The 14,874-nt window shown below is 73.1% G+C and carries 12 protein-coding genes; 6 read left to right on the forward strand and 6 right to left on the reverse strand.

The window, feature by feature from the left end; all coding sequences use genetic code 11:
- Positions 1-37: 37 nt before the first annotated feature.
- The gene (locus CU044_RS23100) at positions 38-1,885 is read right to left on the reverse strand and encodes a phosphoenolpyruvate carboxykinase (GTP) (RefSeq protein ID WP_129770625.1); all 1,848 of its coding nucleotides are present in this window, start codon (positions 1,883-1,885) and stop codon (positions 38-40) included.
- A 252-nt stretch (positions 1,886-2,137) separates the two neighbouring features.
- Here CU044_RS23100 and CU044_RS23105 point away from each other — a divergent pair, with 252 nt between their 5' ends.
- The 6 genes from CU044_RS23105 (at position 2,138) to CU044_RS23130 (ending at position 9,561) form a co-directional block, all read left to right on the forward strand.
- Positions 2,138-2,866, forward strand: coding sequence for a hemolysin III family protein (locus tag CU044_RS23105; protein WP_129770626.1), 729 nt, complete (start codon positions 2,138-2,140; stop codon positions 2,864-2,866).
- Positions 2,867-2,927: 61 nt separating this feature from the next.
- Entirely contained in the window at positions 2,928-3,551 is a 624-nt protein-coding gene (locus CU044_RS23110) for a TetR family transcriptional regulator (RefSeq protein ID WP_129770627.1), read from the forward strand.
- Positions 3,552-3,624: 73 nt separating this feature from the next.
- Complete coding sequence (locus CU044_RS23115) at positions 3,625-5,151, forward strand: hypothetical protein (RefSeq protein ID WP_240045783.1); 1,527 nt, start codon at positions 3,625-3,627, stop codon at positions 5,149-5,151.
- Positions 5,148-6,434, forward strand: a complete 1,287-nt coding sequence (locus CU044_RS23120) for a hypothetical protein (RefSeq protein WP_205124103.1) — start codon at positions 5,148-5,150, stop codon at positions 6,432-6,434. The genes CU044_RS23115 and CU044_RS23120 overlap by 4 nt, the downstream gene beginning before the upstream one ends.
- Positions 6,434-8,299, forward strand: coding sequence for a tetratricopeptide repeat protein (locus tag CU044_RS23125; protein ID WP_129770628.1), 1,866 nt, complete (start codon positions 6,434-6,436; stop codon positions 8,297-8,299). Before CU044_RS23120 ends, CU044_RS23125 begins: the two co-directional genes overlap by 1 nt.
- Positions 8,293-9,561, forward strand: a complete 1,269-nt coding sequence (locus CU044_RS23130; protein WP_129770629.1) for a CHAT domain-containing protein — start codon at positions 8,293-8,295, stop codon at positions 9,559-9,561. Before CU044_RS23125 ends, CU044_RS23130 begins: the two co-directional genes overlap by 7 nt.
- Positions 9,562-9,701: 140 nt before the next feature.
- Here CU044_RS23130 and CU044_RS23135 read toward each other — a convergent pair whose 3' ends face one another.
- The 5 genes from CU044_RS23135 to CU044_RS23155 form a co-directional block, all read right to left on the reverse strand.
- Complete coding sequence (locus tag CU044_RS23135; RefSeq protein WP_129770630.1) at positions 9,702-11,462, reverse strand: asparagine synthase-related protein; 1,761 nt, start codon at positions 11,460-11,462, stop codon at positions 9,702-9,704.
- A 75-nt stretch (positions 11,463-11,537) separates the two neighbouring features.
- Entirely contained in the window at positions 11,538-12,077 is a 540-nt protein-coding gene (locus CU044_RS23140; protein WP_240045784.1) for a hypothetical protein, read from the reverse strand.
- Positions 12,040-13,008 carry a hypothetical protein gene (locus CU044_RS23145; protein ID WP_193564043.1) on the reverse strand — a complete coding sequence of 323 codons (969 nt, stop codon included), beginning with the start codon at positions 13,006-13,008 and terminating at the stop codon, positions 12,040-12,042. Before CU044_RS23145 ends, CU044_RS23140 begins: the two co-directional genes overlap by 38 nt.
- Complete coding sequence (locus CU044_RS23150) at positions 13,005-14,042, reverse strand: hypothetical protein (protein ID WP_129770631.1); 1,038 nt, start codon at positions 14,040-14,042, stop codon at positions 13,005-13,007. Before CU044_RS23150 ends, CU044_RS23145 begins: the two co-directional genes overlap by 4 nt.
- Positions 14,039-14,782 (reverse strand): cupin domain-containing protein, encoded by a 744-nt coding sequence (locus CU044_RS23155; protein ID WP_240045785.1) that lies wholly within the window; start codon positions 14,780-14,782, stop codon positions 14,039-14,041. Before CU044_RS23155 ends, CU044_RS23150 begins: the two co-directional genes overlap by 4 nt.
- Positions 14,783-14,874 lie beyond the last annotated feature (92 nt).

The raw sequence follows: 14,874 nt of genomic DNA on the forward strand, positions 1-14,874 counted from the left end.
ACGGGGCAGCGGGTGCCGGTGCGTGGCCGCGTGGGCGTCAGCCCAGGCGCTCGACCAGGGCGTGGTACTCGTCCCACAGTTCCTTGGGCGCGTGGTCGCCGAAGGTGTTGAGGTGCTCGGGGACGAGAGCCGCCTCCTCGCGCCAGACCTCCTTGTCGACCGAGAGCAGGAAGTCCAGCTCGGGTTCCGACAGCGCCAGGCCGTCGGTGTCCAGGGCCTCCTTGGTCGGCAGGATGCCGATCGGGGTCTCGACGCCCTCCGCCGTGCCCTCCAGCCGCTCCACGATCCACTTCAGGACGCGGCTGTTCTCACCGAAGCCGGGCCAGACGAACTTGCCCGCCTCGTTCTTGCGGAACCAGTTCACGTAGTAGATCTTCGGCAGCTTCGACTCGCGTCCCTCCCGCGCGGCGTCCGAGCCGACCTTGACCCAGTGGCCCATGTAGTCGCCCATGTTGTAGCCGCAGAACGGCAGCATGGCGAACGGGTCGCGGCGCAGCTCGCCGACCTTGCCCTCGGCGGCCGCCGTCTTCTCGGAGGCGACGTTGGCTCCGAGGAAGACGCCGTGCTGCCAGTCGAAGGACTCGGTGACCAGCGGTACGGCGGAGGCGCGACGGCCGCCGAAGAGGATCGCCGAGATCGGGACCCCCTTGGGGTCCTCCCACTCGGGCGCGATGATCGGGCACTGCCCGGCCGGGACGGTGAAGCGGGCGTTGGGGTGGGCGGCGGGCGTGCCGGACTCCGGTGTCCAGTCGTTGCCCTTCCAGTCGGTGAGGTGCGCGGGCGGCTCCTCCGTCATGCCCTCCCACCAGATGTCGCCGTCGTCGGTGAGCGCCACGTTGGTGAAGACCGAGTTGCCCCACATGGTCTTCATGGCGTTGGCGTTGGTGTGCTCGCCGGTGCCGGGCGCGACACCGAAGAAGCCCGCCTCGGGGTTGATCGCGTAGAGCCGCCCGTCCTCGCCGAACCGCATCCAGGCGATGTCGTCGCCTATGGTCTCCACGGTCCAGCCGGAGATGGTGGGCTCCAGCATGGCGAGGTTGGTCTTGCCGCACGCGGAGGGGAAGGCCGCGGCGACGTACTTCGACTCTCCCCGCGGGGGCGTGAGCTTGAGGATCAGCATGTGCTCGGCGAGCCAGCCCTCGTCACGCGCCATGACGGAGGCGATACGGAGCGCGTAGCACTTCTTGCCCAGCAGGGCGTTGCCGCCGTAGCCGGAGCCGTACGACCAGATCTCGCGGGACTCGGGGAAGTGCGAGATGTACTTGGTGGAGTTGCACGGCCACGGCACATCGGCCTCGCCCTCGGCGAGCGGCGCGCCCAGCGTGTGGACCGCCTTCACGAAGAAGCCGTCGGAGCCCAGCTCGTCGAGCACCGGCTGTCCCATGCGGGTCATGGTGCGCATGGAGGCCGCGACATACGCGGAGTCGGTGATCTCGACGCCGATCGCGGAGAGCGGTGAGCCCAGCGGTCCCATGCAGAACGGCACGACGTACATCGTCCGGCCGCGCATCGAGCCGCGGAAGACGCCGTCGTCCCCCGTGAAGATCTCGCGCATCTCCGCCGGCGCCTTCCAGTGGTTGGTCGGGCCCGCGTCCTCCTCCTTCTCGGAGCAGATGAAGGTGCGGTCCTCGACGCGTGCCACGTCGGAGGGGTCCGAGGCGGCGTAGTAGGAGTTCGGCCGCTTGACCGGGTCGAGTTTCGTGAAGGTGCCCTTGGCGACGAGCTCCTCGCACAGGCGCTCGTACTCGCTCTCGGACCCGTCGCACCAGACCACCCTGTCCGGCTGCGTGATTCCTGCGATCTCGTCGACCCAGGAGATCAGCTCCTGGTGGTTGGTGGGGACGGTGCTGGTGCTGGTGCTGGGAGCCGCGATGTCGCGCGCCACGATCGCTCCTTGATGAGGGTTCTTTGAGGTTGTGCCCCTTGGGGGCTGCGACCCGGATGCTTCGTAGCCGCTCATCCGGTGCCGACCGCACTCATTTGATCATCCGACTGATCCGCCCATCTGTCCAGAGGGCCTCACACGTGAGCATCGCCACTCGTACGGCACGCTTACGTCATCTCGACGGCACGCACATGGCACCCCGGATCTTTCGTACCGGGGCGTAACTTACGGCCCCGTAGGTAGCATGAGCTCATGACTAACGCCGCTCCCGATCCGCTCGACAGCTCCCCGCGGACAGCCCTCCCGCACTCGGAAGGGGGGCCGGTCGAGATCCAGCTGCCGAGTCCGGTCAAACCGAAACTGCGCGGCTGGCTGCACGCGGGGATGTTCCCCGCCGTGCTGATCGCGGGGCTGGCCCTGATCGTCCTGACCGACTCGACCCGCGCGCGGGTCGCGTGCGGGATCTACGTCTTCACAGCGTGCCTGCTCTTCGGCGTCAGCGCGATATATCACCGCGGCACCTGGGGCCCGCGCGGCGAGGCCGTCCTGCGCCGGCTCGACCACGCCAATATCTTCCTGATCATCGCGGGCACGTACACCCCGCTGACCATGCTGCTGCTGCCCGACTCGACCGGCCGGACCCTGCTCTGGGCCGTGTGGGCCGCCGCCGCCGCGGGCATCGCCTTCCGGGTCTTCTGGGTCGGCGCGCCGCGCTGGCTCTACACCCCGTGCTATATCGCGATGGGCTGGGCGGCCGTCTTCTTCCTGCCCGACTTCATGCGCGCCGGCGGGATCGCCGTGCTCGTACTCGTGGTCGTCGGCGGGCTGCTCTACAGCGCGGGCGGCGTGATCTACGGACTGAAGCGCCCCAACCCGTCACCGCGCTGGTTCGGCTTCCACGAGGTGTTCCACTCCTTCACCCTCGCCGCGTTCGCCACACACTTCGTCGGCATCTCGCTGGTGGCGTACCAGCACTCCTGACGGAGACGGATCCCGGGCCGCACAGGGTCCGGGAGCCCCGGGATGCCCGACAATGAGAAGCATGGCCGCCATCTCTCACACCCCTCTCACGGCGCAGCAGCCCCAGCTCGGCCTGCGTGAACGCAAGAAGCTCAGGACCAGGACCGCGATCCGCAGGGCCGCCTTCGGGCTGATCGCGGAGCAGGGGTACGAGGCGACGACCATCGAGCAGATCGCGGAGGCGTCGGAGGTCTCCCCGTCCACCGTCTTCCGGTACTTCCCGACCAAGGAGGACATCGTCCTCACCGACGACCACGACGCGGTCATGGCGTCCGTACTGCGCTCCCGGCCGGCCGGGGAACCCCCGCTCGAATCCATCCGGTTCCTCCTCGACCGGACGCTTCAGTCCATCCTGGCCACCGAGTACGACGAGGCGATACAGCGTACGAAGCTGATGGTCGAAGTCCCGGCCGTCCGTGCCAGGATGACCGAGACCATGTCGGAGTCGGCGAAGCTCCTCGGCGATGTCCTCGCGGAGCGCACCGGCCGCGCCCCCGACGACCTGGAGCTGCGGCTCTTCATCGCGGCCATGCTGAGCGTGGTGCGCGAGGTCACCCTCTACTGGGGCGAGCACGGCAACCAGGACGATCTGCGCGTCCTGGTCGGCCACGCCCTGGACAGCGTCGCCGACGGGCTGCGCCTCTGACCGGTACGGGGTACGGGCGGGACCTGCCGATCCCAGGTTTGGCACCGCCCGACCGCCCTCCTAGCCTGAGGTCATGCGGACAGACGCGGCGCGGGGGACGGGCAGCGGGACGGCCAACGGGGCGGCCCGGGAGACGGGCGGGGGAAGGGGCAGGGGCACGGAAGCGGGCACGGAGGTGCTCCAGGCGCGCACTCCCCCGCGCGGCACCCGCCCCCGGGCGATGGTCCTGGACGAGATGTGGCGCGAGCTGGACGGTGTCGGTCCGCTCAGCGGCCCCCAGGGCGGCCCGCTCAGCCGTACGGTGAAGCTCCTCCTCGATCCGCTGGTGATCCGCCCCGTCCTCCATCCGCAGTGCGCGGGCCCGTTGGTGAGCTCCGAGGGTGCGGCGCTGCTCGCCACGCTCCTCCATGCCTCCGCCGACGCACTGCGCGCCACGGCCGCGTGGTTCACCCTGCTCAAGCGGGTGCGCCGGGGGATGCGGATCACCGAGGGCAACCCTCAGGACCTGTACTTCCAGCTCTGCTTCGAACTGGCCACGACCGAAGGCCCGCCCGCCCCGGCGACCGGGGAGCGGACCGCCGAGGAGGCGCTGCGCGAGACGCACGGCTCGGCCCAGGGGCGTACGACACAGGCGCTCAGGGAGTATCTGACCGATCCGGCGCACACCAGCGCGCTGACCGCCGCGCTCGACGCGGCGTGGGCGGCACGGACCGCCGGCCCCGCGCCCGCGACCCCGGCGGAGATACGGGCCGTACTCGACGGCTGCCCCGCCGGAGTCCTGGGCGCGGGCGCCGGGGCCGCGTTGGCGCGGCTGGTCGCGGACCACGCGGGCACGGCGGCGGGCCGGGCCCTGTGGGGTGCGCTGCCGGAGTCCGCGCCCCCGGCCAGGGAACTGGGCCTGACCAGACACCCGCTGCCGGTCGGACCCGGTCTCGGCGGCGGCTCGGCCTCCACGTCCGCCCTGGGGCTGCCGTTCGACCGTACGGTCCACGAGCGTGTCTTCACCGTCCTCCAGACGTCGAGCGACCGCGCCGCGCTCGCGCCCGTACCCGAACTGGTCCGCCGGGAGATCGCCCGCAGCTGCGCTCCCTGGGCGCTGACCGACGAGTCGCTGCGCGTCGCCGCCACCGTGGGGGTCCATCTCGCCCTGGGACTGCGCCCGTTGGGCGGGGAGCCCGGAGCGGGCGGCGGGACCGGCGCGCACCGGGCGGTCAACAGCCGCTGGCGCCGCGAGGCTTACGTACTCCGGGCCCGCCGACTGGCCATCGACACTTCCGACCCCGCTGACCCCGCTGACACCTCTGACACCTCCGGCGCGACCGGCACCTCCGGCGCGCCCGGCCCTGGTGGCAACCCCGCCGATGTCGCCGAGCCGCTCGCGCGGATCGCGCGGGAGCTGCGCACCCCGTGGCGGGCGTATCTGCGGCGGCTGTGGGTACGGCTGCACGGACGCGATGTACGGGACGCCCCGATGACCGGCGTCGAGGAGCTGTGGAACGTGCTCGACGGCGTGGCCCGTTCGGTGATCCTCGACCACCGGGGCCGGGTCAGACACGCGCTCAGCGCCCACCCCGCCGCATCCGAGAGGACAGCCTCATGACCGCCGCCGCCGTACGGATCGGACACGCCGAGGGCGGGCTGCTGCGCGTCATCACACCGCCGCCCGGCGACGGAGACCACGCGCCGAGCGTGCTGGATCCCGCGCCGGGGGTGGACGTGACCGTGCTGGAGGTGGCGGGCGGGCTGCTGACCTGGAGCGTGCTCGCGCTGGATGCCGTGCCCGTGGCGGTACTTGACGATGTCGAGGCGGCCCAGGAGTGGGTCTGGGCCGTGTACGGCGAACAGGTCGCGCTGGCCCTGGCCGCGGACACGGTCACGGACGCGGACGCGGACGCGGTCCCTGTCGCGGAGCCGGCACCCGGGCGGCCCGCGCCGGACGGGGCACACGAGATGCCCGGGGCGCCCGCCGTACCCGTACTGCCTGTACTGCCCGTACTGCCGGCGCTGCCCGCGCTGGTGGCGAGCGCCCGCCGGCTGGCCTTCGCGCACTGGGCGGCGCGGTGGTGGCCCGCCTCGGTGATCGATGACATCCCGCCGCTGGACGAGCGGCTGCTCGACCGGGAGATCGGCGACCTGACCGAGGAGTGCGACCTGCTCTTCGCCGGCTTCGAAACGGCGGACTCCCGCTCGCCGGACGCCCCGGATGACCTGGACACCCCCGACGCCGGGTCCCCCGCCGTCCAGGAACCGCCGCGCGCGACCGACTACGCGCTCGCCGCCGGCCCCGCGCCCGGGAAGGGCGGTCCGGCGGGCAGTCCGGCGGGCGGTCTCACGCTGGCGCGCGGCACGGGCGGTTCCGACTGGCGCCGCTATCCGCCCGGCCTGGTCGACGCCTCCGAACGGGCCGTCTCCTGGGAGGTCGTACGGGCCGCCGCGCGCACCACGGTCTCGGTCTCCGTCGTGGCCGCGCCAGGACCGGCCACCGTGCCGGGCGAGCTGGCACCCCGCGCGACCGTCGGCGGCGCGGCCGATCCGCTCGATCTCCCGCTGCGGCGGGTGGACGACGCCTGGCGGGGGGACGCCCCGTTCGACACCGTACGGACCGGAGGCGCGGCCCCGGGCGGCGCGGGTCTGGCCGTCGACATCTACCTCCCGGGGTTCGGCGCGCCCCGGCCGCACGACCGCTACGGCGACGGCGACGGGGACGGGGCCGGGGCAGCGGCCGAGGTACGGGCCCGGGTAAGGGCGCTCGTCCGGTCACGGCTGGCCAGGGCCACGGACGAGGCCACGGACGGGGACGGGGACAGGGACGGGGACGGCGGCGCCTTCGGGCCGCTGCTCCGCACGGAGATCGCGGCGGCGACCGCCGAAACGGACTTCTGATGACGACCGCCGACCCCGGCCCCGGCCTCGGCCCCGAGCCCGGCCCCCTCCCCGGCGACCCGGACGACGAGGAGCTCGCCCGCGTCGCCGCCCTCATCGACCAGGGCAACGACGCGTTCCTCCAGGGCGAGTTCCGTACCGCACACGCCGTGTTCGACCAGGCCGTCGACGCCGCCGCGCCGTTCGACCAGGCCCTCTATGTCCGTACCAGCGCCCTGGTCAACCGGGCGAGCGCGGCCGACCGGCTGGGCGACCACCCGGCGGCGGTCGCCTCGTACCGCGAGGCACTCGGCCTGTGCGACCGGCTGGCGGAAGCCGTCACGGGTGACGCGGCGGGCACGCGCGTCGTCGTGGTGCTCCGGGCCGGGGTCCTGGTCAATCTGGCCCAGGCCCTCCAGAACACCGGGGACTTCGACGCGGCGCAGACATCACTGGAGCGGGCCCGCGCGCTCCTCGTCGCCACCCCGGAGGACGGAACCGAGCAGGGGGCCGCGGACGGAACCGAGGCCGGAATCGAGGCCGGAATCGAGGCCGGAATCGGCGAAGGCAACGACACGGACACCGCCGAGCTGCTCGTCGGCTGTCTGGTCGCGCTCACCGCCCTCACCATCCAGCGCGAGCAGTGGGCCAGGGCGCACGAGCTGGCGACCGAGTCCCTGGACGTGGTGACACGCCATCACCCCACGCTCGCCGGGAGGCCGTTGCTCAATCTGGCCACGGTCCACGAGGCCACCGGACGGCCGGATCTCGCCGAGGACTTCGCGCGCCAGGCCGTCGCCGCGTTCCTGGCCTCGGACACCCCCGCCGGAGTCGCCGAGGCACGGCAGAGCCTGGGCCAGACGTATCTGCGCTCCGGCCGCCTCGACGAGGCGGAGGAGGTGCTCACGGAGGCCCAGGAGTACGTCGAACGGGCCGGTATGGCCGCCCAGTCCGCCCTCGGCCTCGACCTGCTCGGGCTGCTGGCCGCGCTGCGCGGGGACCCGGTACGGGCCGATGAGCTGTACGTACGGAGCATCGCGCGGTTCGAGGAGTCCGGGGCGGTGGTCGCCGCCGCCGAGGTACGCGTACGGCTCGCGGCCGTCGTGCACGCCGAGGGCCGCCACGAGGAGAGCGAGGCCCACATCCGGGCCGCCCTGTCCGTGTTCGCCGCGGGCGGGCTCGGACTGCGCTGCGCCCAGGCGGACTTCTTCCACGCCACGCTGCTGGAGGACCGCTGGGTCAACGGGCCGGGCACGTCCCCCGACCCCGCGCTGCTCGGCCGGGCCGTCGGGCTGGCCGTTCCGGCGGCGCTCGCCATCGACGCGGTGCGGTTCACGCTGGCGAGCGGGCAGCAGCGCGAGCGGTGGACCCGGGAGTTCGCGGCCCCCGCGATGGGGCTGGCGTTCCGGCTCGCCGTCAGGGCCGGCGCCGCCGACCTGGTGGGCGAGCTGATCGAGTCGCAGTGCGCCGGGACCCCGCTGATGGACCGCCCACCGGACGCGAGCCCGGCCGACAGCCGAGCGGACCCGTCGCTCGCGCCCCCGCTTTTCCTGGGCCCCTCGGCCTTCTTCGGCCCCGCAGCCTTCCCCGGCCCCGCAGCCTTCCCCGGCCCCTCGGCTTTCCCCAGCCCCGCAGCCGACGGGCGACCCGACCCCCGGCAGCCCGGCCCCCGGCAGCCCGGCCCCCGGCAGCCCGGCCCCGCGGACACCTTCCGGCTCGGCACCGCCCTCGCCTCGGTCGCCGCGAGCGCCGGCCTGCGGGTCTCGCCGCCGCCCCGGCTGGCGCTGCACCCGACGGGACCGGTGGCGCTCGATCCGTACATCAGCCAGGCCGAGACCCGCTACGGCGGCCGGATCCGTGACGAGCGGGTGGTGCCGACATGGTGAGTACGCGGCCCCTCGCGGACCGCCCGACGGCCCTGGTGCGGATGGCGGACGCCGGAGATCTCTATATCTCCTGGCGGTGGACCCACGATCTGTCCGCGACGGGCATCGGACGGGTACCGGCCGCTCAACTCGCCTCGACGCTGGCGGCGTTGGAGGACGCCCTGCCGGGCGAGGCACTCGGGCCCGCGCTGACGACGGGCGCTCTCGCCTCGTACGAGAAGGAACTCGCCCTCGCCGAGACGCTGTCGCGCACGCTCCTGCCCTATGGACTCGCCAAGCAGTTGTACGAGCTGTACCGGCGCGGGATACGCCCCCAGCTGCGCATCCAGCCGTCGCCGCGCGTGGCGCAGGTCCCGTGGGAGCTGCTGGCGCCCGACCCCGGGGTGCGGCTGGTGGAGATCGCGGACATCAGCCTGCTGGCGCCGGTGAGTATCGTGCACGCCCCCGCCCGCCCGTCCAGACCGTGGGCGGACACCCGGCGGCTGCCGGTCGTGGGCGTCCTCGATCCACGGGTGCCGGGGTTCCGCGCGGACTCCGCCCTGGGCTCGGTGCTGGGGCGGATGCGGGCGGACGCGCCGGTCGCGCGGAGGGTGGGACGCTACGTGGCCGAGGGCCGCTGGTGGCCCGCCGTGGACGATCCGGTCGAGGCGTTCCGCCGTACCGACCTGGACAGGGACCGGCTCGGTGCGGCGCTGCGCGCGGGCGCGTCGCGGCTGCTGTACGTCGGCCATGTGACCGCCGCGGCACCGGGTTCCGGGCAGAGCGAGAACGCGCGGTTGCATCTGGCCTGTACGGCCGAGACGGCCGGCTTCGCCGATCCCGTACGGGCCCATCGCCCGCTGTCCGCCAAGGACTTGCTGCTGGGGACCCATGGTCTCGACAGCGCCCCGGAAGCGGGCGGGACACGCTGGCCGATCCCCAGCCGGGTCGCGCTCATCGCCTGCGAGAGCGGCGGCGATCTGCGCTTCGGCGAGGCGCTGGGCCTGGCCACCGCGATGATCCACGGCGGCGCCGAGACCGTCACCGCCGGCCGCTGGACGCTCCCCACCGATCTGGCCTTCCACCGCCTCGCGGACGCCGACCCGTCGGCGCGCCCGCTCCAGGACGCGGTCTGCGCGATCGACGCGGCGCACGAGCGGGAGGACGCGGTCCTCGCCCATGGCGACTGGCAGCGCGAGCGGCTGGCCGCCTGGCGGGAGCTGCGTACGGTCGAGCACTCCCCTGTTCTGTGGGGCGCTTTCGCCACGATCAGCACGGTCTGACCGGCGGGGGCCGGAGGCTGACGCCCTTCCTCCGCCTTCCTCAGCGGAGGCGGGGCGTCGGCGTGAGCGTGGGCGTCAGACGCGCCCCAGTCGTACCGCACTCGACCCGGTGCTCGGCCCGGTGGCCAAGGGGGCCTCCATCAGCTGACGTCGTACGCGCGCAGCCACAGTTCGAGGGTGAGCACGAGCCACAGTTTGCCGCCCTGCCTGGGCAGCAGCGTGCCCTCTCCGCGCATCCACGCGCGCACCGTGTCCGGCCGGAACAGCCCGCGGGCGCGCGCCTCGCGGCCCAGCAGCAGATCGCCCGCCAGCTCCCGCAGCGGTCCGCCGAGCCACTGCTGCACCGGCACCCGCATACCGCTCTTCGGCCGGTCCACGACCGTGTCCGGCAGCAGATCCCGTACGGCCTCCTTCAGCACCCACTTCTCGACCGCCCCGTTCAGCTTCCACCGGGGCGGCGTGGCGAAGGCGTGGTCCACCACCCTGCGGTCGAACAGCGGGGCGCGGCCCCGGATCCCCTGGGAGGCGGTGAGCCGTTCGACCTTGGTGAGGATGTGATGGGCGCCCTTGGTGCGCAGATTGCAGTGCAGCAGCTGGTTGAGCAGGTGGTCCATCCTGCCGTCCCGGGCCGCGGGCCGCAGATACGGGGCGACGAACCGCTCCGGGGCCGGCGCGGTGGCCAGGGCGTCCAGCGCGTCGGCGGTGAGCAGCTCGGGCAGGTCGGTGAAGCATTTGCGGTACGAGCGCAGGTACGCCGTCTCGCGCGCGTCCTGGGCGTCGCCGCCCGCCACCTCGCCGCGGTGCATCTCGTACACCAGCATGGGCAGGTTCTTCGGCCCGCCGAACACCGGGTCGCCGCCCTCCCCGTTGAGCACGACCCGGGGCCCGTCGCCCGCCACGGCCTCGGCGAGCATCAGATTGGGCACGGTCAGCGGATCGCCGACGGGGCTGTCGAGCAGCGCGGCGGCCTCCGCGAGCCGCGCGGCCACGGCGTCGCCCGACACGGTGAGGACGCGGTGACGGGTGTGGCAGTGCTGGGCGACCAGACCCGAGTAGCCCAGCTCATGGGGGAGTTCGTCGCCGAAGCTGATGGAGTACGTGTGCACGGGATGGGCGTGCAGTTTGGCGGCGAGCGCGGTGACCAGCGAGCTGTCGACCCCGCCGGAGAGCAGCACGCCGACGGCCTCGGCCTCCGGCAGCCGGCGTGCCGTCGCCTCCTCCAGCAGCGCGCGCAGGCGCAGGGCGTAGCTCTCGGGCGGCGCGCCGTCGTCCTCGATCAGCTCCTGGGGCTCCCAGTAGTGCTCCTCCGTGACGGCTCCGTCCACCGCGAGCCGCAGACAGCGCCCGGGGAGCACTTCGCGTACGCCGCGCAGCAGCGTCTCCTCGCCGGGGAGGTAGGCGAAGGTCAGGAAGGAGCGTACGGCGGCCAGTTCGAGGCCGGTGCCGAGCGCGGGCCAGCGGCGCAGGGCGCGCAGCGAGCTGGACGCGGCCCAGCAGCCGTCGGCGCGGGCGTAGAACAGCGTGCGGGCGCCCATGTGGTCGCGGAGCAGGACCAGTTCCCCGGTCTCGTGCACGGCGAGCGCGAACATGCCTTCCGCCGCCCGGATCCCGGCGGCGCCGAGCCGTACCCAGCAGCGCAGCAGCAGTTCACCGTCCGGGCAGTCGGGCGGGGCGGGGGCACCGGCGCCGGCGAGCGCCGCGAACAGCTCGGGCCGGTTGTGGAGGGTGACCTCGCCGACGGCGGTACGGCCGTACGCGGTGAACGGGCCGGTGGCATGGCCCGGTTCGTCCTGGACCAGCGCCGCGCCCGGCGCACCGGCGCCCACGGCGGCGCCCATCGCCGCGAGATGTTCCGCCGCCCGTTCGGGTGTCGCCGCCAGGCAGGCGCAGAAACGCGCCATGGTCGCCCCCTCCTCTCCGTTCCCTCTCGGTCCTTCTCGGTCCTTCTCGGTTGGCCGGACCGTCAGCCGGCCGGGCTATCCGAAGTCGTCGTCGCTCCAGCCGCCGTCGTCGTCGGAGTTCCATCCGTCACCGGAGTCCCAGTCGCCGCCGTCGCCACCGCCCGCGTCCCCGCCGCCGGAGGAGTTCTGGGCCGCCGCCTGCTGCTGTTGCTGCTGCTGCCGCAGTTCCTCCTCCTCTTCGGGTGTGAGTTCCTCGGGCGGGAGCTGGGCGGCCGTGACGGCGAGGGCGACAAGCCCGAGCCCGCCCAGCAGCGTGCCCATGCGCCCGCCGAACGAGGTCTTGTTGACCAGCAGCGTCTCGCCCCGGTCCCAGACCGTACGGCCGTAGCCGATGTCCCGGCCGTAGGTCACCCTACCGTCGGAGTACCGGCGCTTGATGATGCGTCCGCCGAGCTGTTCGTCGGTGCCGGACGCGCCCTGGTTGTCGTGCCAGCGCACGCGCGTGCCGCCTTCGCGCCGCCGCCACTCCTCGCGTCCGTCCTCGTAGCGGCGGTGGACGCTGCCGTCGGCGAGCAGCTCATCCCTGTACGGGGTTTCGCGTGGCCGGTTTATCACCTTGAGTCCTCGTATCCCCTGGTCGGTTCGTCGGCCATGTCATGAATCCCGCCGTACGCAGCTCACGCAGCCCGGTCCACACCGAGTGGCCGGGCGTCCTCGGTCCGCGTACGAGCCGCAGTACGGTGCGCAGCAGCCGGGCCGGTGAGACGGACTCCACCTCGGCGAAGCGCCCGTCGGCGAGCCAGTCCCGCTCGCGGGGTCCGAGCGCGGCGGGCAGCGTCAGCGGGCCTGGTCCCTGTGCCAGCACCTGTGCCGGGCCGCGCGGCGAGATCAGGTGGAGCGCCGTGGCATGCCGGGGTACGAGGCCCATCGAGGAGACCCGTACGCCGGGGACCGCGTCGCGCACCCGGCCGGTGAGCGCGATGCCGTCCACGCTCGCGTCGTGCAGGACGTGCACGGTCGCGCCGTCGACCCTGCCGAGCCCGGTCACCAGCCGGGGGTCGAGCGGCAGGTCGTCGGCGGCGAACACCGGGCAGGCGGCCTCCAGGTGCACATCGTTGGCGAGGAGCATCCGCGCCACCTGGCGGCTCTGGCAGACGAGCAGCCGGGGCAGTCCGTAGTCGTAGAGATCGGGCGCGGAGGGCGCGGAGGGCGCGGAGGGCACGGAGGGCACGGACGGTCCGCGAGGGGCATCGGCCGAAGCCGGGACCGGGACCGGAGCAGGAGCCGGGAGCGGGGCCAGCAGCCCCGGCACCGCGCCGTGCCGCCGCAGCGCCTCCTCGAACCGCTCGTACCGCACGGGCGGCGCGGGCGTCAGCGGAAGCCTGCGCGGGGCCGCGTGCGACGGGCGCAGAACGCGGCACATCTCGTAGTACAAATGACGCTCGGTGAACCGGATCCGGCCGGGCGCGCCCGCGCGCGCGACGGCGGTGGCGAGAGCACGGTCGAGCAACCGGTCGCCGATGCTCACGGCGACACGTGGGGTCATCGGCCGTCCTCGCCCGGCCAGGTGAGGAACCCGACGGACTCCGCCTTCCGCCGCTCAGGATCCGGACCGGTCGCGGCGCCGACGCGTTCGACGGTCCTGCTGACGGCGGCGAGGAGCTTGGCGGGCCGTACGGCGACGAGGGAGACGGTCCAGCCCCTGGCCAGCCAGTTCAGCTCGGCCTTGGTGAGCGTTCCGCTCTCGCCCAGCCACTTGATGAAGTCCGACGTCGGCTTGTCTCCGCGTCTCGCCGGTGCGCCCGGCGTCTGCATGACGGCGCGCGGCGGCAGCCCCGCGTCGATCACCGTACGGCCGGGCAGCGCCTCACGCGTCCGTATGGCCAGTCGGCAGCCGGGCGCGCTCGCGTCGTGCAGGACGACGACGGGCATCTCCTCGGGCAGCCGGTCGAGTTCGGTGGTGACGGCGACTCCGTACCGCTCCGGTAGCCCGTTCGCGACCAGGAAGGCGGCGATGGCCCGGTCCGGGCAGAGCAGTGCGACACGCGCCCCCTCCGGCACATACAGGCGGCGGTACGGGAAGTCCTCCACGACCCCGGGCGGGAGCGAGCCGTACACCTCCTTCCAGTTGGACATCAGAACACCGCGGAAGCCGCTGAGCGGATGCGTCGTCGGTTTCCTCTTGCCGAAGATCAGGGCGGAGAGCATGCCGATGGCGAAGATGAGGACGAGGACGGAGCCGAAGATGGTGAACCCGCCCATGTCCTCCGCACTCAGTCCGACAACGACCATGACGACGCCCACCAGCAGCGGAACCCACAGGCAGCCCAGGGCTTCCACGACCGGGCTGTCGCTCGTGTCCGATGTCGCCCTGGGCAGCGCCGGGGCCCCGAGCTGGTCGACGGAGATCTTCAGCCGGCCGTCGTCGGTGAGCTTCGCGAGCAGGCGGCGGAGCCGCAGGTCGCTCAGCCTCATCGAGTTGCCCTTGGGGTCCAGGGCGAACCGGCGCTTGCACCCGGAACACGTGCGGTTGGGCCGCTCCCTGTAGAGCAGGTTCTTCTCGCAGAACGGGCAGATCATCGTGGGCCCTCCAGTACGGACGCGGCGCGCCGGAGTCCGGCGGCGAGACGCTCCCGCACGGTGGTGGCGCCGATGCCCCGAACGCGCTGGATACGTTCGATGTCGCGCAGCGCGGCGGCCAGCAGCCCGTAGTCGGTGCCCACCCGGGTGACGGTGCCGAGTCCGCCGCGGCCGTGTGCCACGCGCCGGTCGCCTGCCGTGGCGCGGCGCTCGGCCTCGTCCGCGGTGATCGCGTAGTCCTCGTGGTCGATACCGAAACCGGTCTGGGCGGCGAGCATGTTCAACGGCTTCGCGCCGCGGTTGGCGAAGGAGTGGGGCATCATCCCGGGGATCCGGATCATGGCCCCGGGAGAGAGCCGGATCTCGGTGACCCGGCCGCGCGCCGCGTCGTAGAGACCGCAGGCGGCGTGACCGAGGCTGAGCACGACGTGCTCGCCGCCGTGCGCGTGCGGAGTGACGGCGCTGCGCGGGCCGACGACCCCGAGCTTGAACGTGGCGTTGGACGGGCGCTCGGGCGAGGTGTGCGCGTCACCGACGAGGTAGTGGGCGAACTGCCCGTCGTCGAGGAAACGCGGGAAATCCTCGCTCGGGCCCAGCTCGCGCGCCCCGTTCCGGTCGGCGAACAGCACGCTGCCCCCGGGCTTGAGATGGAACAGCTCCACTCCGTGGGGCAGGTCGCGCGAGAGCCGCTCCATACCCCGCAGCCCGGGTGTGCCGGATCCGGTTTCCACGTCGGACATCAACGCCCCCCTCGCGTCGTGGACCACGATCGCATCGTAGAACCACGACCGGGAATACCTGGAGCAGATGATATGGCGGAGCACTGACATCA

Origin of the sequence: Streptomyces sp. L-9-10, assembly GCF_004151105.1 — a bacterium.
In the GTDB taxonomy this organism is placed as follows: Bacteria; Actinomycetota; Actinomycetes; order Streptomycetales; family Streptomycetaceae; genus Streptomyces.